This is a genomic window from Halopiger aswanensis, assembly GCF_003610195.1.
Classification (GTDB): domain Archaea; phylum Halobacteriota; class Halobacteria; order Halobacteriales; family Natrialbaceae; genus Halopiger; species Halopiger aswanensis.
The window spans coordinates 62,501-80,255 of sequence record NZ_RAPO01000005.1 but is presented as its reverse complement, the minus strand read 5'-3'; the positions used below and the strand labels follow the sequence as shown (position 1 = coordinate 80,255).

Below are 17,755 nucleotides of genomic sequence, written 5' to 3'. Positions count from 1 at the left end.
CTGTCCGGCGGCCGAACGCACATTTCGGTATCGGGCGACGGATACCAGTCACCGGCCCCCGGTTGTCGACTCACCTGCCGTCCGTTCGAATAGCATCCCGTAGTGATAGGGCGGAAGTTCGATCTGTTTTTCGAGGGTAAACGTCTCGCACTCTAGCACGGCGGCCGCTGCGTCGTCGGGCGACAACCGCAGGTCGGTCGGCGGCCCCCGCGGCTCGCCCGCGACGGTGGTCGTCTCGCGCGGCCGATCGTACCAGTTGACGACGACGAATCGCCCGCCTGGTCGGAGTGATTCTGCTGCCTCTTCGACGAACGCCCGTCTGTCATCGACGCCGTGGAACGTGTTCGCGACCAGGACGACGTCGACTCGCTCCGGGAGCAACTGAGACATCCGTCGCGCGTCGCCGTGAATGGGGACTACGTTCTCTATCTCTTGTCGTTCGGCGAGGTGGGTACACTCCTCGAGTAGAGATTCCTCAAGATCGAGCGCGTAGACTGGGTTGGGATTCGTGATCTGGGCCGCGGGGAGCGCGAAGTAGCCGTTCCCGCAGGCGACCTCCGCGACCGTCTGATCAGGGGTGACTCCCAGGCGGCTGAGTGTCGCCCCCGGCGTCGGCCACAGTCTTCCCCACCAGTCCCAATCGGGCTGTCCCGTGTTCTGGAATCGTTCTGTATCCATGGTTTGGTCACGCGGCAGCATCGAATCCCAGAATTCGGTACAGGAGGCAGGTTTGAGTCAGCGCCGTCCCGAGGAGGATGCCCCCAATCGACAGCGCGACGGCACTGAGCGTTGTTCCGACATCAAGCGCGCCGCTGAGCGCTGCAATGCCGACGGCAGCCAGTCCCGCACCGCCGACCGTGCGGGCGATCTGATCTTTCCATCCAATATTGTGCTCCATACCCACAAATAAGAACTATCGTGGGTTAAGCGTTTCCCGAATCCCACGCTGAGGCACGGGGATCGGACAGGTTCGTCTCGTCAACTGCAGACGTCCATACTTCGGGCAGACGCACGTACACCGTTGCGTTCCCGATGAGTGCATCGACGGTCGTGTACTCATCGACCGCGTGGACGGTATCCGTCCCGAGCGCGAACTCCACCGTCGAGATGCCGGCGTTACGAAGTCTCTTCGCGTCGCCACCGCCGGTCGCGCTCCGGCGGTACACCCGTTCGCTGGTCGTTGCTTCGGCGCTCGAGGCGACGGCCTCGACGAGCGGACTGTCGATCGGTTCGGCGGTGCCGACGCTCCATGAGACATCGGCAACCGTGATTCCTTCGCAGTCGACGACGCACTCCCGAATCTCTGAGAGGACGTCGGGTGTCCGGACGCCAGCGGTCAATCGAATATCGATCTCCGCCCAGGCGGACTGGGGGACGCTGTTGATCGCGTCCCCACCTTCGAGAACGCCGAGGTTGATCGTCGGCGTCTCGAACAGTTCACGGGCGGTCTCGGCACCCATCGTCGGCTCGTAGAACGCGATCGATTCGTCGACGATCGGCTCGAGTGTCGGTTCGAGTTCGAGCCGCCGCGTACCGAATCGTTCCCGCAGCATCCCGACCGCGTCGTAGAGCCGGTCGATGGCGTTCTCGCCGAGCACGGGCCGCGAGCCGTGTGCGGCCTCACCTGTCGCCTCGAGCGTCAGCCAGATGCTGCCCCGATCGGCGACCGTCACCGAGTGGCGGTCGCTCTCGCAGGTCGGCTCGCCGATGACGCAGGCGTCGGCGTCGAGTCGGTCGGCCTCGAGCAACGCGGGAAGCCCTGCCTCGCCGCCGACCTCCTCGTCGCTGACGAACGCGAACGCCAGGTCGACAGGCGGTTCGGTGTCGGTTTCGGCGAACGCGCGGATCGCGAACAGCATCGCGGCGATCGCACCCTTCATATCGGTCGCACCGCGCCCGTAGATTCGGTCGTCGACGCGCTCGCCGAGCGGATCGTACGACCACGTGTCGGCGTCGAAGGGTACCGTATCGAGGTGACCGTTGTACAGTAGCGTTCGATTGCTCGCGCCCGGCAGCGTCACGAGCAGGTTCGGCTTCGCCGGATCGACCGCGAAGCGCTCGACCTCGACCGGAAGCCCCGACAGGTACTCCTCGAGCAGCGAAACGATCTCGCGCGTATCGCCGGGCGGATTCGTCGTGTGGACCGCCAGCAACTCGAGCGTGAGGTCGATCAGGTCCGCGCGGTGGTCGGCGATGTAGGCCTCAAGCTCGCCGGAGTTGTCTGTCATCGTCGTCATCGGCTCGTCACTCGAGTTTTCCGTTGAGAACCTTCGCGGCCGTGAGGATCGGATCCCAGACGGGGCTGAAGGGCGGCGCGTACGCCAAGTCTGTGTTCTGCAGTTCGGAGACAGTCATTCCGCTCGTCAGCGCCGTCGCGACCGTGTCGATACGTTTTGTACCCTCGCGACCGACGACGGTGCCGCCGAGCAGCCTGCCGCTCTCGCGGTCGGCGACCAGCGTAACGGTGAGTTCCGCGCCGTCGGGGTAGTAGTGAGCGCGCGTCGACGCCGAAATCGTCACGGAAACGGGATCGAATCCAGCCTTGCGTGCCTGATCCTCGTCGACGATCCCTGTCCGAGCGGCCCCGAGGTCGAACGCCTTCACAATCGCAGTGCCGGCGGTGCCGCCGGTCGGCGTGGGATCGCCGGTGACGGTCTGTCCGATCGCCCGGCCCGCGCGGTTGGCGGTCAGCGCCAGCGGAACGTGATCCGGTTCGCCGGTCACGACGTTGGTTGCCTCGGCGCAGTCACCCGCCGCGTAGACGTGCCTGTCGTTCGTGCGCCCGTACTCGTCGGTCGCGATCGCGCCGGTCGGTCCGAGTTCGATGCCTGCGCGCTCGGCGAGGTCGGTGTTCGGCGCCACACCGACGCCGACGATCGCAACGTCCGCGGGGACAGTCTCGTCCTCTAGTTCGACGGTCCCGACCCGATCGTCGCCGCCGAATCCCGACACGGCGGTCTCGAGGTGTAGGTCGACGCCTTGTTCGCGGAGGTGGTCTTCGACGACTTCGGCGACGGCTTCGCCGAACGGCTGGAGGACGTGGGGCAGCATCTCGTAGAGGTGGACGTCGACGCCGCGGGTCGACAGCGCCTCGGCCATCTCGATGCCGACGTAGCCTCCGCCGACGATCGCGGCGGTCTCGGGGTCGCGCCCGGTGACGTAGTCCTCGATGGCGTCGGCCTCGTCCATGTCGTGGATGGTGAACACGCCCTCGTGGCCGAGCCCATCGAAGGGCGGTTCGATCGCGCTCGCCCCGGTCGCAATGAGCAGGTCGTCGTAAGGCTGTTCTTCGGTTCCCTTGCTCGTCTCGACTGTCACCGTCCTCGCCTCGCGGTCGATGTCGACAACTTCTGCGGCCGTACGTAGGTCGATGTCGCGTTCCTCCCGGAACTCCTCGGGCGTTACGGCCACGAGATCGTCCAGTTCGTCGACCTCACCTTTGACGTAATAAGGCATCCCGCAAGCGGCGTAGGAAACCCACTTGCCCTTCTCGAAGACGATCACGTCGCAGCTCGGATCCTCTCGTTTCGCCTTGCTCGCGGCGCTCATTCCCGCGGCGTCACCGCCGACGACGACGAACGTGTCGCTCATATGTTGACGTTAAGACGGCAACGACTAAAGTATTTCTAGAAATTCCCAATACTATGAAATCATAGTCCAGTTAGGGTTCCTTGGGTTGCTGGTTGCTAGCGGCCGTCACTTGAACTGGTTCCAGAATCGATGCGGCAGCCGTACGGAGTGATGAAGCAAGCAGTTACGGTTTCGGTCGACGAAGGTGGTTACGTATCACAGGACGAGCAGTCGGACCGTCGTCGGAACAGCAGCGCGACGGCACCAAGTACGACGAACACGACGAGCCCCTGTACGAGCCCAGCAACCAGCCCGACGGTGGTGGCACCGGTAACGGCAGCGGCGCCGGGTCCGACACAACAGAGGCTCGCCACCCCTGCGACGCCGAGAAGCGTCCGTCGGGAAGCAGCGTCCGAATCCATAGGTAAATCTCCGCAAGTAAGACGAATATGCGTTTGGTCGATTTTCCGAACCGGCGAAACGGCGACGTCGAAATTCGGAAACGACTTTCGTATTCGACCCAATACTCTACACGAACGATGCTTCCTATTGATCCCACACAGATAGACCCGGACGATATTGGCCAAACGCAGACCGTCCTCGAGATGGACCACGAGGAGGCGATTGAACACGTCCGCGAGGTGTTCACTGATGCCGGCTTCGGCGTTCCGGTCGAGTTTTCGCCCTCGGAACTGCTCAACGAAAAGGTCGATGCCGACCGCGACCCCTACTACGTCCTCGGCGCGTGTAACCCCGCGGTGGCCGACCGTGCACTCGAGGTCACCGACGGGAAACTCGGCGCGCTGTTCCCGTGTAACGTCGTCATCTGGGAGGAAGAGCCGGGTCGACAGCGCGTCTACCACGTCTCGATCATGCGGATCGCGCGACTCGTCGGGATGGCTCCTGACGACGAGGAGATGGCGGAGATCGTCGCCGAGACCGGCGAACTTGTCGATAAAGCCTTCGAGGAACTGTAACCATGGGATACCACACGTTCGATGCCGAGCGAGCGGACAAGTTAGAGGAAGCGGGACGGCGATACCGGTTCGTATCGGCCGAGGAACTGCTGTGGGCGCTGTCGCTCTCACCGGACGACACCGTTGCCGACCTCGGTAGCGGGACCGGCTTCTTCACCGACGACGTTGCGCCCCGTGCCGGCGCAGTCTATGCAGTCGACGTTCAGGAGGAGATGCACGAGTACTACCGGGAGAAGGGCGTCCCGGAGAACGTCGACCTCGTGACCAGCGACGTGAGTGACCTGCCGTTCGACGACGGCGACGTCGACGCCGCGTTCTCGACGATGACCTACCACGAGTTCGCGAGCGACGAGGCGATTGCCGAGATCCGGCGGGTCCTCGCTCCGGACGGCCGACTCGTGATCGTCGACTGGGCGGCGACCGGCTCCGGCGAGGATGGGCCGCCAGTCGACGAGCGCTATAGCGCCGACGAAGCGACAGAGGCCCTCCGCGATGCCGGATTCGCCATCGAGCACGAGGCCGTTCGCCCCGAGACGTTCCTGCTCATCGCAGCGCTCGAGTGAGCTCGCGTACGGCCTGTTCGAACGCGGTCGCGGTCTCCGGCAGGTCTCGAGATCACGTCTCTCGGACACGGGTCGAGATCTGCACGCACTGTCATGCCCCCTCCTTTTTCCTGGCAGTCGTGGGCGATTCTGTGATGGACGAGAACGATCGAACCGTCCCGCGACGGCAGGCACTGCGCGTCGGCGGCGCGACGCTGTTCGGGATCACGGGACTATCGAGCGGAATCGGATCGGCGACCGTCGAGCATCCTGCTCAGGAGGACGACGGCGGTACACAGGAAGAAACGCTGGTCGCCTCAAGCGGGGAAGTCGACGTCGGCGCGGACGAGAGCCTCGAGACGTGGCTGTACGCGGAGCAGTTCCCTGGGCCGGAGATCCGGGTGAGCGAGGGAGAGACGCTCCGCGTCTCGCTCGAGAACGGGTTGCCCGAGGGGACGACGGTCCACTGGCACGGCGTCCCCGTGCCGAACCCGATGGACGGCGTTCCGGACGTCACGCAAGAGCCCGTTTTGTCAGACGAGACGTTCGAGTACGAGTACGAGGCGTCGCCAGCGGGGACGTACGTCTACCACAGTCACGTCGGATTGCAACTGGACAGGGGGCTCTATGGCCCCCTGATCGTCGAGGAGGAGTCTCCGCATGTCGAGTACGATCGCGAGTACACGCTACAGTTCGACGATTATCTCCCGGAGGAGCCGGCGCTAGATTCGATCGAAGCTCCGCCGGGAGGCGGTGACGGGATGGGTCCCGCCGGTGAGGGTGGTGGTTCAGGCGACGGTCGTGGCCCCGGTGGCGACGGCAACGGAATGGGACCTGGCGGCGACGGCAACGGAATGGGACCTGGCGGCGACGGCAACGGAATGGGACCTGGTGGCGGACCGGGTAGAAACGGCGACGGCATGGGTCCCGGCGGTGGCGACGGTCAGGGAGGAGGTGACGGGATGGGCCCCGGTGGTGGACCAGGCGGAGATAGCGACGGTACGGGGCCCGGCAGTCAGATGATGAATCAGCGACCGCCGTACGAGGGACTGCTCGTTAACGGTCGCCTCCCCTCGGATCCGCCTGTCTTCGAGGTCGGAGAAGGCGAGCGTGTCCGACTGCGATTTATTAACCCGAGCAGCGCCACAACCTATCGCGTCGGCGTCGGCGGCCACTCGCTGACAATCACGCACGCCGACGGCCGACCGGTCGAACCCGTCGAGGTGGACTCGTTCATGATGAGCATGGGCGAGCGCTACGACGCGATCCTCGAGGCCGACTCCCCCGGCGAATGGGCCGTCGTTGGGGAACCCGTCGTCGGCGAGGAGGACCCCGCGGAGGCGAGGCTGCGCTACGCGGACGCGTCCGACGCCGGCTCTGCCGACCAGCCGCAGTTCGACGGCAACGAACTCGAGTACGGCGCCCTCCAGGCGCTCGAGCCGCTGGACGTAGACGGGGAGCCGGATCGGACGTTCGATTTTACCCTCTCAGGCGGGATGATGAGCGGTGCAGACTCGGATGCATGGACCATCGACGGCGAGACGTACCCAGACGCTGATTCCCTCGAGATCAGCGAGGGCGACCACGTCCGCGTGCGGATGGTAAACCGCAGTCCGGCGATCCACCCGATGCACCTCCACGGCCACTTCTTTCAGGTCGGCGACGCGGTCAAGGATACCGTCCTCGTCGAACCGCACGGCGATCAGGTGACGTTCGACTTCCGCGCGGACAACCCCGGCGACTGGCTCTTTCACTGCCACAACGTCTACCACCTCGAGCGGGGGATGGCTCGCGTGTTCGAATACGAGTGAGCGGGCCCGCCGGCGAGATCGAGAGTGTGATCCGGACCACGATCACGTCGGGCGGTCGTCCGTCGCGCGCTCGTCTCGATCGCCCTCAACTGACCGTCCGTCGAGCCGGATCACGGCGTACCCGCCGACGATGAAGACCGCGCCCGAGAGGAGGAAGACGACGTCCCAGAGGAGGACGCTCCCGGTCCCTCCGGCCAGACGTGGTGGATCCCGAGGAGCTGGTGGTTCACGAGCCCCTCGAGGAGGTTGAAGACGCCCCAGCCGATGATCGTTGACCCGAGGAGCGCTCGTCCCGACGGCGGAACGTCCGACCGTTGCCACGCGCGAAGTAGGAGGACGATCCCCGCGATCGTGAAGAGGTAGGTGCCGACGTGGAAGAGGCCGTCGGCGACCACGTTCAAGCGCAGGTCCGCGAGGACCGTCGGATCTGTCTGGGCCGACAGCATGTGGTGCCACTGAAGGAGCTGGTGGAGGACGATTCCGTCGAAGAACCCGCCCAGTCCGATCCCGAGGACGATACCCGCCCGAACGAGCGGTTTCACTCGCTCGTGTAACCCGAACCACGCGCTACCGTTGCTGGCCATATCTGATGTTCGTGGTTGTGAAAAAAGTGCACACTGCTGTCTGCTGCAAGCGCCGTCCGACGGGGCCGTCGCTGCCGACGATCGGGATCGTCGCTCCGTGCCGGTCCAGCAGACCATCTCATTCGCAGTCCGGGCAGCCTCGAGACACCCGTGCAGTTACGCGTCCTCGATCCGATCGATCGCCTCGTCGAACCGTTCCAGCGGCTGTGCGCCGACGAGCGAGCCGGCAGTTTCGGTTTCCGGATCAAAGACGACGAACGTCGGCGTCCCAGTCACGCCGATCGAACGTGCTCGGTCCACATCCGCGTTTATCTCACTCTCGAGTTCCGACCGTCGATCAGCGAGACATGGCTCGAGCGCGTCCGCGTCGACGCCGGAAACGGAGCGGGTGTACTTGAGGAGGTTCTCAGCGGACGCCCAGCCCGAATTCTTCTCGCCCTGCTGCTCGAAGACCGCCGCGTGCCAGTCCCAGTAGGCGGACGGCTCGTCGTCGCGGACCTGCTCCCAGACACACTTGCTCGCCACCGCGGCTGTCATCGAGTCCGCGCCGAAGTACGGAATCGTGATCACCACGACGCGAACGTCGCCGGTCTCGACGTACTTCCGAACGAGATCCGGAAACGTCTCTCGTTCGAATTGCTCGCAGAACGGACATTGGAAGTCAGTCCAGTAGTAGAGTTCGAGCGGCGCGTCGGGCGAGCCGACGATCGGCTTTCTGGCGAGATCGATACCCAGTGCGGACGTCTCATCGCTCGAATGGAGCGAGGGGGAAATGTCGTGTGCAGTCTCGTCGGATCCCGTGAGATAGTAGGCGCCGCCGGCGCCGACGGTTACGACTGAGCCGGCGAGGAAGGCACGGCGGGATGGTTGATCGAGCGACATCGGTTGTTGCTGGGATCGTTTCCGGCCCGCGTCCGTAACGGAACCGGCGATTTGCTGGGTCAGCAAATCGGTATCGATCCGTGAGGCGGTAGCGACGTCCGTGCTACACAGTCGCCGAGAACACGGTGTTGCTATCGAAACGGATTTCGACCAGCATCGGGGAAGCGAGTGATAGTGGGGATCAGTCGCGTTTCGCAGTACTTCTCACCGCCGGCATAATCGACTCCGGGTTGGACGTACGGGTAGGGGCCGTCGGCGGGCGTATTCTGGACGTGACCGCCGTCGTCAGGCGTCCGGACGAGTTCCGTCTCTCCGTACTTGATCGGCGAGTGATCCTCGAGGTAGTCGACGATGACGTCGACCGGAACGACGCCGTCCTCGACGCGGACGTCCCGGAAGGGGAAGCCGCAGTTCCCGAGATCCCGTTCGGGATCGCCGGGTCGGGTGAACGTCGCGATCGAGTAGCGCGCTTCGGGATCGACCGACTCCCCGTCGACGACGAGATCGACGAGCCGGCGCTCGCGTTTCGCAGTCGGATCGACGACCGCCTCCACGTTCGACGAGTAGTTCCGAACCCGGCCGTCCTCCTGCTCGTAGACGTACGGCGTAAAGTTGTCCTCGAGGAAGGCTTCCATGTGATTCAGCAGTTGCTGCCCGTACGCTTCGCCGCGGGCTACCGGTGCGGTCATCGGGAACGCTCGGTACAGGTGCTCGAGCGTGATTTCGCCCGCGGGAATCGCCGGTCCGTAGCGGAAGCCGTGAGTGACCGCCAGTTCGGTCCCGAAGTACTCCCGCAGTGCGTCGGCGAACAGGACGTTCCACCCGCTCTCGAGGAACGACTGGCGGTCGAGCGACGTTTCCGTTCGACCGACGACCGTATCCAGCGGCCGCTTAAGGGTGCCGTCTCCTCGATCGAAGCTGACGCCGTCGCCGAAGAACGGTGACCGAACGCGCTCGACCGTCCGTTCGGCCGCCGGATCGGGATCGGGCGTGTACTCGTGGTCTTCGGCGAGACAGTAGAGGACGTGGCGGAACGCAATGCCGTCATCGTCGATGCGGAGGTCTACGCGTCCCAGTCCGTCGCCGGTCCCCGACTCGACGACCAGCGTCTCCGTCTCGTCGATCAGAATCGGATCGTGGGTGTACTCGTGGGTGTGTGCGCTGAACAGGACGTCGATATCCTCGAGGTCTTTCGCCGCTTGCACTGCCCACTGGAGGCCGATCTCGGTGACCGCGAGAACGACGTCGGCGCCGTCGTCGCGCGCGTTTCGAGCGGCTTCCTCGAGCAGCGTAGGATGTTTCCCGAATCGGTACTTCCCCTCGTGGAACGCCGGCGCCATCCGATCGATGTAGACGTTCGTCATCCCGACGACGCCAATATCAAGGCCACCCACGCGCTCGACCATGTAGGGATCGAACAGTAACTCGTCGGCATCCGCTTCGTAGAGATTGTTCGCCAGTACCTGCGCCTCGAGTTCACCCATCAGTTCCTGGAGGCTGCCGTCCTCGGCGCCCTCGTTTCCGAAGTCCCAGTTTCCGGGGACATACACGTTGGGCTCGATGTGCGCGTTCACCGGCTCGAGCATGGCGCTGCCCTCCGTGTACGTCGTCTCGGCGCTCCCGTGGAACGTGTCGCCGCTCATCAGCGTGAGCGTCTCGTCGGCGGCCGAGCGAATCTCCTCGAGTTTCGCTGCCAGCAGCGCGATTCCGCCGCCGCGCCGGAGGATCCGATCATCGTCGCCGAAGTCGAAGTCGGGGTGCGATTCGGGATTGTCGTAGTAGACGTGGTGCTCGGGACCGAGCTGGCCGTGCAGGTCGCTGACGTGGAGACAGACGAGGTCGGCCCCTCCGTCTGGATCGGCTCTGTCCGATCCGTCGAGTCGCTTCCACGCACCGATGTACTCCGGATCGAGGTCCATGCTGATTCTACCGGGTCGTACGCGAGCGGGCGCTCAAGTCGTTACCCTGCATTATTCGCCCCGCCGTCGATCATCGCTTTTGAGTACGATTCTCGAGTAGCCGCTCGACATCGCCAATCGCGATAGCTGCGTCGGCGAAGCACAATACAGTACACGTGAACCGCCGAATTCCAAGCGTCAAAGAGATGCTACGACGGCTGGTAGCGATCGGCTAGTCGGTCGCCGTCGGTTTGCGAGCCGTTGAGCATTCGATCCACGACGGCCGGTCGACGATATTGATCTATCTTGCCGGCACGATAGGGGTCTGGTCGCAAACGTCTCGTCTCGGTTCCCATCCGGTAGGAATCGGCTGACCCCCTATTCGACGGGCGTTCATATGGTCGCCTGTGAACGAGCGTACTGAACTGGCCCGATCGAGTGTCTCGCGGCGAAAGCTCCTCCTGGCAGCCGGTGTTTCGGGAGTCTCGGCCCTCGCGGGCTGTGCGACGGATAACGCGCCGTCCGATACCGAGACGACGAGCGCGACGACCGTCGCCGCCCACTCGTCGCCGGACCTTGAAAAGTGGGTCGACGAGGTACCGCGTCCGGGCGTCGCGGAGCCGATCGGGACGAAGGACGGCCAGCCCTATTACGAGATCGAGATGAGCGAGGTCGAACAGGAACTCCACAGCGACCTCCCGCCGACCACCGTCTGGGGATACGGCGGGCAGTTCCCTGGCCCGACCATCGAAGCCGAACAGGGCGAGCCGATCTACGTGCGCTGGCAGAACGACTTACCGGACGAACACCTCCTCCCCGTCGATACGACGGTTCACGAGGAGATGATTCCGTATGACATCGACGGCGTGCGAACCGTCACGCACCTCCACGGCGGGAACGTCGAAGCCGGGAGCGACGGCCACGCGCAGGCGTGGTTCACTCGCGACTTCGCGAAGACAGGCCCCAGCTTCGCAAAAAAGGACTACTACTATGTCAACGATCAGCCGCCGGCGACTTTATGGTATCACGACCATGCGGTCGGTATCACGCGCTTGAACGTCTACGCCGGTCTTGCGGGGTTCTATCTCCTCCGGAACGACCGCGAGCGGAACCTCGGGCTGCCCGACGGCGAGTATGAGGTTCCGCTCGTGCTGCAGGACCGGAGCATCAACGAGGACGGGTCGTTGTTCTATCCGTCGGCCGTTTCGGAGGACCGAGGCGGTGACGATTCCTATCCCGAACCGAGCATTGTTCCGGAGTTCTACGGAGACGTACCGGTCGTCAACGGAAAGGCCTGGCCCCGGCTCTCCGTCGATCCGAGATCGTATCGGTTCCGGCTGCTCAACGGGTCCAACAGCCGCTACTACAACCTTAAGTTACTCGAGTACGACGAGTCGTCAGCCGAGACTGGCAGCGACGGCCCGTCGTTCGTCCAAATCGGGAACGACGGCGGTCTCCTCTCGGAACCGGTCGAACTCGACGACCGCCTCGAGATCGGTCCAGGACAGCGTGCCGACGTCGTCGTCGACTTCTCAGACTACGCAGGGGAGACGGTGCTTCTCCACAACGACGCGCCGTCGCTGTACCGCGGCTCTCTCAAGGACAGCGACGAGACGAAGCCGCTTCCGGAAATCATGCTCGTCGACGTCGCGGATTCGAAGACTGGCGAGGAGTTCGAGACGCTACCCGACGCGTTGACCGATGTCCCCGATCTGCCGATCGAGTCGGTCGATCGACACCGACACCTCACGCTGGCCCCGGGAAGCGACGAGTACGGACGGATGAAACACCTCCTCGGGAACCGGGATCAGCCGTTGGGGTACGCGCTCGACGACCCCGTCACCGAGGAACCGGAGCTCGGGACGACCGAAATCTGGAGCCTCGCCAACAACACCGCCATGTCTCACCCGATGCACCTTCACCTCGTCCACTTCCATGTACTGGGCCGGGAGCCGCTGAGCGACTACGATTCGGAGACGGACGGCGTCAATCCAGATTCGCTCGAGTCGCCCCAGCCGTACGAACTGGGCTGGAATGACGTGGTCACCGTCGACCCCGGGGAAGTAGTTCACGTCCTCGTCCACTTCGGAGAGTACGAGGGGCTGTTCAACGACCAGACGGGCGAGTACATGTGGCATTGCCACATGATCGAGCACGAAGATTATGACATGATGCGCCCGTTCCGGGTAGTCTCGAACGGTGACGACGATACTGAGGACGATACTGACGGCTGACGACGAGTATTGGTCCAGAAATAGACTACTCCAGGACGACGCTACGCGTCGGCGATTCGCTCGAGGTGGTATTCGTGTTTGTCCGTCCGCGATGGCTACGGGTCAGGCTTCGAGCATCTAGTCGCCGTCGAGACTGACTATCGTCTGTGTCACGTTCGGATCTCATCGACCGGAAGTGACCGTGCTGTCTTCGTCATTATCGCGTAGATATGCCGATCGCGTTTTGCTGAGCTAGCAAATCGGAGCCGGTGATTTGAGTCGTCCCCGCATCAATTCGACCGAATGTTTACTCGCGACTCGTTCAAGGGGTATCTGATGAACCTCTTTGAAGCGGCCTCGTACCCGTTCGAGACGTGGCGAGGGACGATCGGACTGGTGCTCGTGACGGTCGCCATATACGTCCTCCTGATCGTGAGTACGATGCCGGGATTCTCGCTCCAGATGCTTGGCGACGGTCTCCACTGGTTCGAGTACGTCGTCGTCTCGCTCACGGAGACGGTGTACCGCACCGACGGCTGGACCGGACTCGGAATCATTGTCCTCTACGCTCTGCTCTCCGGTGTCGCAGTCGTCAACGCCGCCGCTCAGCTCCGGTTCATCGGCCTCTCGAGTCTCACTGACCTCTCCGGGGTCGTTCCCGGGCTCCTCGCGTCGGGCTGTGCGAGTTGTGGCGCCGGTCTCCTCGGCTTCCTCGGGTTCGCCGGCGGCCTCGCAGCGCTGCCGTACGACGGCGCTTTGCTTCGCATCGGCGGCCTCGTGCTGTTGGTGTTCTTCCTCGGACGGATGGGGCATCCCGAACGATGTGCGATCGCAGCGGAGGGCGCGAAATGAAAGGGACCGAATTCGTCCGGCCGATCCTGGCCGATCGACGGGCGATGGCGTACGGGGTGGTTGCTGGAATAGGCGTGTTCCTGCTGTTCGGGCTCGTTACCGGCTTGATTCCGAACCCGCTGTACGTTCGGATGGTCCCGCGGACGCCAATTGATTACTTGTTCCTGTCGCTGACAGCGCTGCTGGCAGGCATCTACGTCGCACAGCGGTCGGCGACTGAGATCACTACTGCCGACGCCGATTCCCCAACCGCCGAGGATGTCGACGAGAGCGAGAATAACAGCGTGATCGGAGAGGACCGGTTGGCATTCGGGGGTCTCGTCGGCGGATTCTTGGCCGTCGGCTGTCCAATCTGTAATGTCGTCCTGCTCGCTCTGTTCAGTTCGTCCGCACTCATGACGTACTTCGATCCGTTGCGGCCGCTTCTCGGCGCTCTCTCGGTAACGTTGCTAGTGGGACTAATCTACGTCCGCCATAGCCGGTCGTGTCAGACCTGTCTCTCGTAATGTATGTTACTTAGATACCAATCGAGGCGATAACGCTATTGCCCACCGAACCCATCATTCCACAAAGTCCGTATACCGTGTATACCGCAGAATGATATCGAATCAACCACGTCCGCACCCGCTGCTTATCGATTCGAATCCTGATGACGCGCAGCTTTTTCTCGAGGCGCTCGAGGATCGGACGATCGCGAACGACATCACGACAGTGTCTAGCGGAGGCGAAGCGATCAATTTGCTGCGACAATGCGGAGAAGATCCTGACTGCGTTCGACCGAATCTCGTCGTCTTCGACATCGACCTCCCGGAGATGGACTGGCGAACGTTCCTCGCTCGATTCGATACTGAGACTGCGTGTACCGGAATCCCCGTACTCGTCTTTACTCACCGAACTGACGACGACGTAATCGAACAAGCGTACTCGTACAACGCGAACGCGTTCGTTGGAAAGCCGACCGATCGAGATGCGTTCGTGACCATCGTTCGAGCGATCGAGGCGTTCTGGTTCGACACCCTCTGGTTGCCGCCGAGAACCGAAGTGAACGAAGAGTCGCGGTAGGCGCGATGATCCAAGATCCGAATACAAGACGGTCGCGGTGATTTGCTGAGTCAGCAAATCGTGGCCTATTTGCCGGTGAACGACGGGATGTATCGTGTGCAACACGGAGGCGCTTCGGATTCGGCGGAAATCTTCCAGATCCTCGCGGACGAGTACGCCAGAAAGATACTTCTCGCCGCAGATAACGGGCCCAAGACCGCGAAAACGCTCAGCGAGGAGTGCGACGCGTCACTCACGACGATCTATCGTCGGGTATCGAGGCTGCAAGACTGCGGACTCGTTGAGGAGCACCACACTGTCGACGCTGACGGCTCCCACCGAAGCAAGTTCGAAACGTCACTCGAGGAACTTCACGTCGAGATTTCCGACGGGCAGCTCTCGCTGACGCTGGAGACGCGCGACGAACTCGCGGATAACTTTACGTCTCTCTGGAGCGATCTCCGGGGTGAGGACTGATGGAGACATCGTTCCTGCTCGCCAAGCTGATCACACTCGTCCTCAGCCTCGTGGTCGCGTACCTGGCGTACCACGGCTACCGTCGGAGCGGGCAGACGCCGATGCTGTACGTCTCTGGCGGGTTCGTCTTCATCGGCGCAGGGGCGATCTGCGAGGGACTCATCTACCACGTGTTCGGGACAACGATCGCGTCCGCCGCCCTCGTGCAGGCGGTCATCGTCTCGAGCGGGATGCTGCTCGTGCTCCTGTCGCTGACGAAGTGATCGAAGCGACGTCCGAACGGCCTATTCACCGACGTAGCGCACTCCAAAGACGGGTACCATCCGGCTGTATCGACGTCGGATACGATTTTCCGACTCACGGAATCGCCGCTTCGGATTTAGACGTGGCGCCAAAAGACTGATCTATGAACCGACGGTTGTATCTCCGGTCGATTGCTGCCTCGAGCGTTGCCGCCACTGCGGGCTGTTTGGACACTCTCTCCATCGCGGGCGACGGCGACATGATCCTTGAGCCGCCGGAACGCGACTTGAGCGAGGCAACGCATCCAAGCTACGGTGACGAATTTCCAACCGCGAGCGTCCCGGCTCCCCTGACCGGTGAGACCGTTTCGACCGATCAGTACGAGGGTGAGCGAGCGATGCTGGTGACGTTCTTCTACACGTCCTGTCCCGACGGCGTCTGTCCTGCGCTGATACTCCGGCTACGACGTGCGCAGGAAGTTGCGGCCGAGGAAGGATACAGTGACAGTGCTGCGTTCCTCGCGATGACGTTTGACCCCGAACGCGATACCGCGGACGTATTGCGAACGTACGCCGATCAGCAGGGAGTCGACCTCGAGGCAGGAAACTGGCACTTCCTGCGGCCCGAACGCTATGAAGACGCAAAATCGATCGTCGCCGACCAGTACGGACTCCCGCTCGAGAAGCGAGACGCCGAGAAGTACGACGACCTCGAGTACATGTTCCCGCACTTTGCCTACATTTTTCTCGTCAACGAGCGCGGACTTGTCGAACGCGCATATCCAGACGGGGCAACGATTGCAACGTCGAAGTTGGTCGACGACTTCGAGGCGGTAGCGACGTCGTAGCTGAAACCGGTACCAACGCGGACGGGAATTCGGCATCGATCGGCGTTCTAGAGGAACAGCGCCGGAACGGTGTTCCGGAAGATATTGAGCGAGATGACGAACAGGAGTCCGACGACGAACCGGTTGAACGTCCGCTCGTCGAACTCGAGGCGCCGGAGGTACGTCCCGAGCAGCAGACCGACGATGGTGACGACGGCGATCACCGAGCCGAGCCAGAGTCGGTAGGTCGTCAGGAGATCAGTGAACAGCGCCATCTGGACGATCCGAACCGTGAAGATCGTCCCGAGTACCATCGACAGGCCGCCGATGTATCGCTCAGTGTCCCGTTCGAAGGTGTGGAAGTACGCCGGGAGCAGTGGCCCAAGATTCGCGAACGCAAGCAAGAAACCTTGGAAGAATCCGGCGGTGCCGAGAGCAAACGGATGGTGTGCTTCCTCAACCGTGACGAAGTTCTGTGCGACTTGGAAGGCGACGTAGCCGAGGAGAATGAGACCGATCACGAACGCGACGACAGGGCCGGCGCTGAACGTCGCCAGCGCCGCGACACCGATGACCGTTCCAACGACGGCGAGCAACAGGAGCGCCCACTCCTCGCGAACGAACGCCCGTCCCGTTCCGGTTTCGGCGATCTGGAACATGTTGAGCATCCACGGCGGAATCGCTAGGACGACGACGGCGACCGTCGGATCGATCACGGACGCGACGATCGGTGTCATGATGAGCGAGTAGCCGAAACCGGTCATCCCTTTGACAGCGCCGGCGACGATCGCGACCAGGATGATCCCGGCGAGCAATCCGCCTGAGAGATCGGACTGAATACCGTCCCCGACGTTCTCGAACCCGGGGAAGAACGCCATCGAGGCGACGAGGACGGCCAGCGTCGCGACGACCATCGTCATCTCGCGGTAGCGGAACGCAAAGAGATTCGTGACGAACTGTTCGATGTCGACTGTGGATTCTGAGGCACTCATACTGGCTCGAAAGCGGAGGGAGACGACGTGACGTCGCCGTTTCAATTTCATTGACAGGGCGGATGTATTCCCTTATGTAAGTCGGCGAAAATCCTCCTGTCTTGGGACAGCGGTAAACACGAATTATTACGATTCAGGGTGTGTATCGCGGATAATATGGCATAGATCACAACATCGGAGCGTCACAGATAGCAGTAATAGTGTCCGGAATCATCCGGAGATCCGTGAGTGCTGTTTTCGTATCGTTTTTCCCTTCGATCGTGGTTATCGGCGGTTCGTCACCGGCATTACTAGTCAAAGTCACGGTACAGTTGACGGCCTTCATCGGTCAGTGCAGGCGTAACCCAAAACCGTGGTATACCTCTGTGAGAGTGCCCAGTATCCCGTCACCGTCATTGTCGATCGACGTGATTAGATAGTATTGTGTTTTCTACGCAAAACACTCATATGCGCTCGAACCGTATTGATGACGATGACCGAACCGACCGCTTCGGAGCCAACCGACGGCCAGTTACTGCGAAAACCCATAGCCTTGAATGACGCCGCCGAGTACGAGAGTCTACTCGAGGACCACGACCTCGTCCTCCTCGAGTTCGTCACGTCCGGTTGCGGCATCTGTGCGTCGATGGAGCCGGTGCTCGGGACTGTCGCACGTAGCGCGCCAGGCGCCGTGGCGACGGTGAACGCCGGCCTCGTTCCTGATCTTGCCGCCGAGTTCGGCGTTCAGAGTGTGCCGACGCTCGTCGTCTTGCGAGACGGCAAGGAAGTCGCTCGTTTCGATGATGGTTTTCAGCCCGCCGAATCGCTCGTGGACGCGCTCGAGGCGCACGCAGCCGAGTAACGCGCC

At 62.6% G+C, this 17,755-nt stretch carries 19 protein-coding genes and 1 pseudogene; 11 read left to right on the top strand and 9 right to left on the bottom strand.

The features are described 5' to 3' along the window. Positions 1–48: 48 nt before the first annotated feature. The 5 genes from ATJ93_RS20805 to ATJ93_RS20785 form a co-directional block, all read right to left on the bottom strand. Positions 49–678 carry a class I SAM-dependent methyltransferase gene (locus ATJ93_RS20805; protein ID WP_120246594.1) on the bottom strand — a complete coding sequence of 210 codons (630 nt, stop codon included), beginning with the start codon at positions 676–678 and terminating at the stop codon, positions 49–51. A 7-nt stretch (positions 679–685) separates the two neighbouring features. Beyond that, positions 686–898 (bottom strand): YgaP family membrane protein, encoded by a 213-nt coding sequence (locus ATJ93_RS20800; RefSeq protein WP_120246593.1) that lies wholly within the window; start codon positions 896–898, stop codon positions 686–688. A gap of 25 nt (positions 899–923) precedes the next feature. Further along, entirely contained in the window at positions 924–2,228 is a 1,305-nt protein-coding gene (locus tag ATJ93_RS20795; RefSeq protein ID WP_120246660.1) for a M20 family metallopeptidase, read from the bottom strand. Between the two features lie 16 nt (positions 2,229–2,244). Next, positions 2,245–3,591, bottom strand: coding sequence for an FAD-dependent oxidoreductase (locus ATJ93_RS20790; RefSeq protein ID WP_120246592.1), 1,347 nt, complete (start codon positions 3,589–3,591; stop codon positions 2,245–2,247). A 188-nt stretch (positions 3,592–3,779) separates the two neighbouring features. Beyond that, complete coding sequence (locus ATJ93_RS20785; RefSeq protein ID WP_120246591.1) at positions 3,780–3,992, bottom strand: hypothetical protein; 213 nt, start codon at positions 3,990–3,992, stop codon at positions 3,780–3,782. Positions 3,993–4,109: 117 nt separating this feature from the next. Between ATJ93_RS20785 and ATJ93_RS20780 the strand changes: the two genes are divergently transcribed. The 3 genes from ATJ93_RS20780 (at position 4,110) to ATJ93_RS20770 (ending at position 6,900) form a co-directional block, all read left to right on the top strand. Beyond that, a complete protein-coding gene (locus ATJ93_RS20780; protein ID WP_013881942.1) occupies positions 4,110–4,547 on the top strand; it encodes a DUF302 domain-containing protein in 438 nt (145 codons plus the stop codon). A 2-nt stretch (positions 4,548–4,549) separates the two neighbouring features. Continuing rightward, on the top strand, positions 4,550–5,110 hold the full coding sequence (locus ATJ93_RS20775; RefSeq protein ID WP_120246590.1) for a class I SAM-dependent methyltransferase: 561 nt from the start codon (positions 4,550–4,552) through the stop codon (positions 5,108–5,110). 134 nt (positions 5,111–5,244) lie between these two features. Next, the gene (locus ATJ93_RS20770) at positions 5,245–6,900 is read left to right on the top strand and encodes a multicopper oxidase family protein (RefSeq protein WP_120246589.1); all 1,656 of its coding nucleotides are present in this window, start codon (positions 5,245–5,247) and stop codon (positions 6,898–6,900) included. Positions 6,901–6,942: 42 nt separating this feature from the next. Here the strand turns inward: ATJ93_RS20770 and ATJ93_RS20765 are convergent. From ATJ93_RS20765 to ATJ93_RS20755, 3 genes and pseudogenes are all read right to left on the bottom strand, one after another. Continuing rightward, a pseudogene (locus ATJ93_RS20765) lies at positions 6,943–7,484 on the bottom strand (DUF2243 domain-containing protein). A gap of 156 nt (positions 7,485–7,640) precedes the next feature. Beyond that, positions 7,641–8,366, bottom strand: coding sequence for a DsbA family protein (locus tag ATJ93_RS20760; protein WP_013881946.1), 726 nt, complete (start codon positions 8,364–8,366; stop codon positions 7,641–7,643). Between the two features lie 131 nt (positions 8,367–8,497). Further along, a complete protein-coding gene (locus ATJ93_RS20755; RefSeq protein ID WP_120246588.1) occupies positions 8,498–10,285 on the bottom strand; it encodes a bifunctional metallophosphatase/5'-nucleotidase in 1,788 nt (595 codons plus the stop codon). Between the two features lie 386 nt (positions 10,286–10,671). Here ATJ93_RS20755 and ATJ93_RS20750 point away from each other — a divergent pair, with 386 nt between their 5' ends. The 7 genes from ATJ93_RS20750 to ATJ93_RS20720 all read left to right on the top strand — a co-directional run bounded on the left by ATJ93_RS20750 (position 10,672) and on the right by ATJ93_RS20720 (position 15,937). Then, positions 10,672–12,498 carry a multicopper oxidase family protein gene (locus tag ATJ93_RS20750; RefSeq protein WP_120246587.1) on the top strand — a complete coding sequence of 609 codons (1,827 nt, stop codon included), beginning with the start codon at positions 10,672–10,674 and terminating at the stop codon, positions 12,496–12,498. Between the two features lie 282 nt (positions 12,499–12,780). Then, entirely contained in the window at positions 12,781–13,329 is a 549-nt protein-coding gene (locus tag ATJ93_RS20745) for a hypothetical protein (protein ID WP_120246586.1), read from the top strand. After that, on the top strand, positions 13,326–13,835 hold the full coding sequence (locus ATJ93_RS20740; protein WP_120246585.1) for a hypothetical protein: 510 nt from the start codon (positions 13,326–13,328) through the stop codon (positions 13,833–13,835). The genes ATJ93_RS20745 and ATJ93_RS20740 overlap by 4 nt, the downstream gene beginning before the upstream one ends. A gap of 91 nt (positions 13,836–13,926) precedes the next feature. After that, complete coding sequence (locus ATJ93_RS20735) at positions 13,927–14,391, top strand: response regulator (protein WP_120246584.1); 465 nt, start codon at positions 13,927–13,929, stop codon at positions 14,389–14,391. A gap of 96 nt (positions 14,392–14,487) precedes the next feature. Beyond that, complete coding sequence (locus ATJ93_RS20730) at positions 14,488–14,847, top strand: ArsR/SmtB family transcription factor (protein ID WP_049895717.1); 360 nt, start codon at positions 14,488–14,490, stop codon at positions 14,845–14,847. Then, positions 14,847–15,110, top strand: a complete 264-nt coding sequence (locus ATJ93_RS20725; protein WP_013881953.1) for a DUF7521 family protein — start codon at positions 14,847–14,849, stop codon at positions 15,108–15,110. The genes ATJ93_RS20730 and ATJ93_RS20725 overlap by 1 nt, the downstream gene beginning before the upstream one ends. Before the next feature lie 143 nt (positions 15,111–15,253). Further along, the gene (locus ATJ93_RS20720) at positions 15,254–15,937 is read left to right on the top strand and encodes an SCO family protein (RefSeq protein WP_120246583.1); all 684 of its coding nucleotides are present in this window, start codon (positions 15,254–15,256) and stop codon (positions 15,935–15,937) included. Positions 15,938–15,984: 47 nt separating this feature from the next. Here ATJ93_RS20720 and ATJ93_RS20715 read toward each other — a convergent pair whose 3' ends face one another. Continuing rightward, positions 15,985–16,908, bottom strand: coding sequence for a sulfite exporter TauE/SafE family protein (locus ATJ93_RS20715; protein WP_120246582.1), 924 nt, complete (start codon positions 16,906–16,908; stop codon positions 15,985–15,987). Positions 16,909–17,380: 472 nt separating this feature from the next. Here ATJ93_RS20715 and ATJ93_RS20710 point away from each other — a divergent pair, with 472 nt between their 5' ends. Then, a complete protein-coding gene (locus ATJ93_RS20710; protein ID WP_120246659.1) occupies positions 17,381–17,749 on the top strand; it encodes a thioredoxin family protein in 369 nt (122 codons plus the stop codon). Positions 17,750–17,755: the final 6 nt, after the last annotated feature.

Excerpts from the sequence above, each read along its gene's own strand:
- ATJ93_RS20725 (WP_013881953.1), top strand. The coding sequence starts at position 14,847 with ATGGAGACATCGTTCCTGCTCGCCAAGCTGATCACACTCGTCCTCAGC.
- ATJ93_RS20790 (WP_120246592.1), bottom strand. The coding sequence starts at position 3,591 with ATGAGCGACACGTTCGTCGTCGTCGGCGGTGACGCCGCGGGAATGAGC.
- ATJ93_RS20785 (WP_120246591.1), bottom strand. The coding sequence starts at position 3,992 with ATGGATTCGGACGCTGCTTCCCGACGGACGCTTCTCGGCGTCGCAGGG.
- ATJ93_RS20760 (WP_013881946.1), bottom strand. The coding sequence starts at position 8,366 with ATGTCGCTCGATCAACCATCCCGCCGTGCCTTCCTCGCCGGCTCAGTC.
- ATJ93_RS20780 (WP_013881942.1), top strand. The coding sequence starts at position 4,110 with ATGCTTCCTATTGATCCCACACAGATAGACCCGGACGATATTGGCCAA.
- ATJ93_RS20740 (WP_120246585.1), top strand. The coding sequence starts at position 13,326 with ATGAAAGGGACCGAATTCGTCCGGCCGATCCTGGCCGATCGACGGGCG.
- ATJ93_RS20800 (WP_120246593.1), bottom strand. The coding sequence starts at position 898 with ATGGAGCACAATATTGGATGGAAAGATCAGATCGCCCGCACGGTCGGC.
- ATJ93_RS20775 (WP_120246590.1), top strand. The coding sequence starts at position 4,550 with ATGGGATACCACACGTTCGATGCCGAGCGAGCGGACAAGTTAGAGGAA.
- ATJ93_RS20735 (WP_120246584.1), top strand. The coding sequence starts at position 13,927 with ATGATATCGAATCAACCACGTCCGCACCCGCTGCTTATCGATTCGAAT.
- ATJ93_RS20795 (WP_120246660.1), bottom strand. The coding sequence starts at position 2,228 with ATGACAGACAACTCCGGCGAGCTTGAGGCCTACATCGCCGACCACCGC.
- ATJ93_RS20805 (WP_120246594.1), bottom strand. The coding sequence starts at position 678 with ATGGATACAGAACGATTCCAGAACACGGGACAGCCCGATTGGGACTGG.
- ATJ93_RS20710 (WP_120246659.1), top strand. The coding sequence starts at position 17,381 with ATGACCGAACCGACCGCTTCGGAGCCAACCGACGGCCAGTTACTGCGA.
- ATJ93_RS20770 (WP_120246589.1), top strand. The coding sequence starts at position 5,245 with ATGGACGAGAACGATCGAACCGTCCCGCGACGGCAGGCACTGCGCGTC.
- ATJ93_RS20720 (WP_120246583.1), top strand. The coding sequence starts at position 15,254 with ATGAACCGACGGTTGTATCTCCGGTCGATTGCTGCCTCGAGCGTTGCC.
- ATJ93_RS20715 (WP_120246582.1), bottom strand. The coding sequence starts at position 16,908 with ATGAGTGCCTCAGAATCCACAGTCGACATCGAACAGTTCGTCACGAAT.
- ATJ93_RS20755 (WP_120246588.1), bottom strand. The coding sequence starts at position 10,285 with ATGGACCTCGATCCGGAGTACATCGGTGCGTGGAAGCGACTCGACGGA.
- ATJ93_RS20745 (WP_120246586.1), top strand. The coding sequence starts at position 12,781 with ATGTTTACTCGCGACTCGTTCAAGGGGTATCTGATGAACCTCTTTGAA.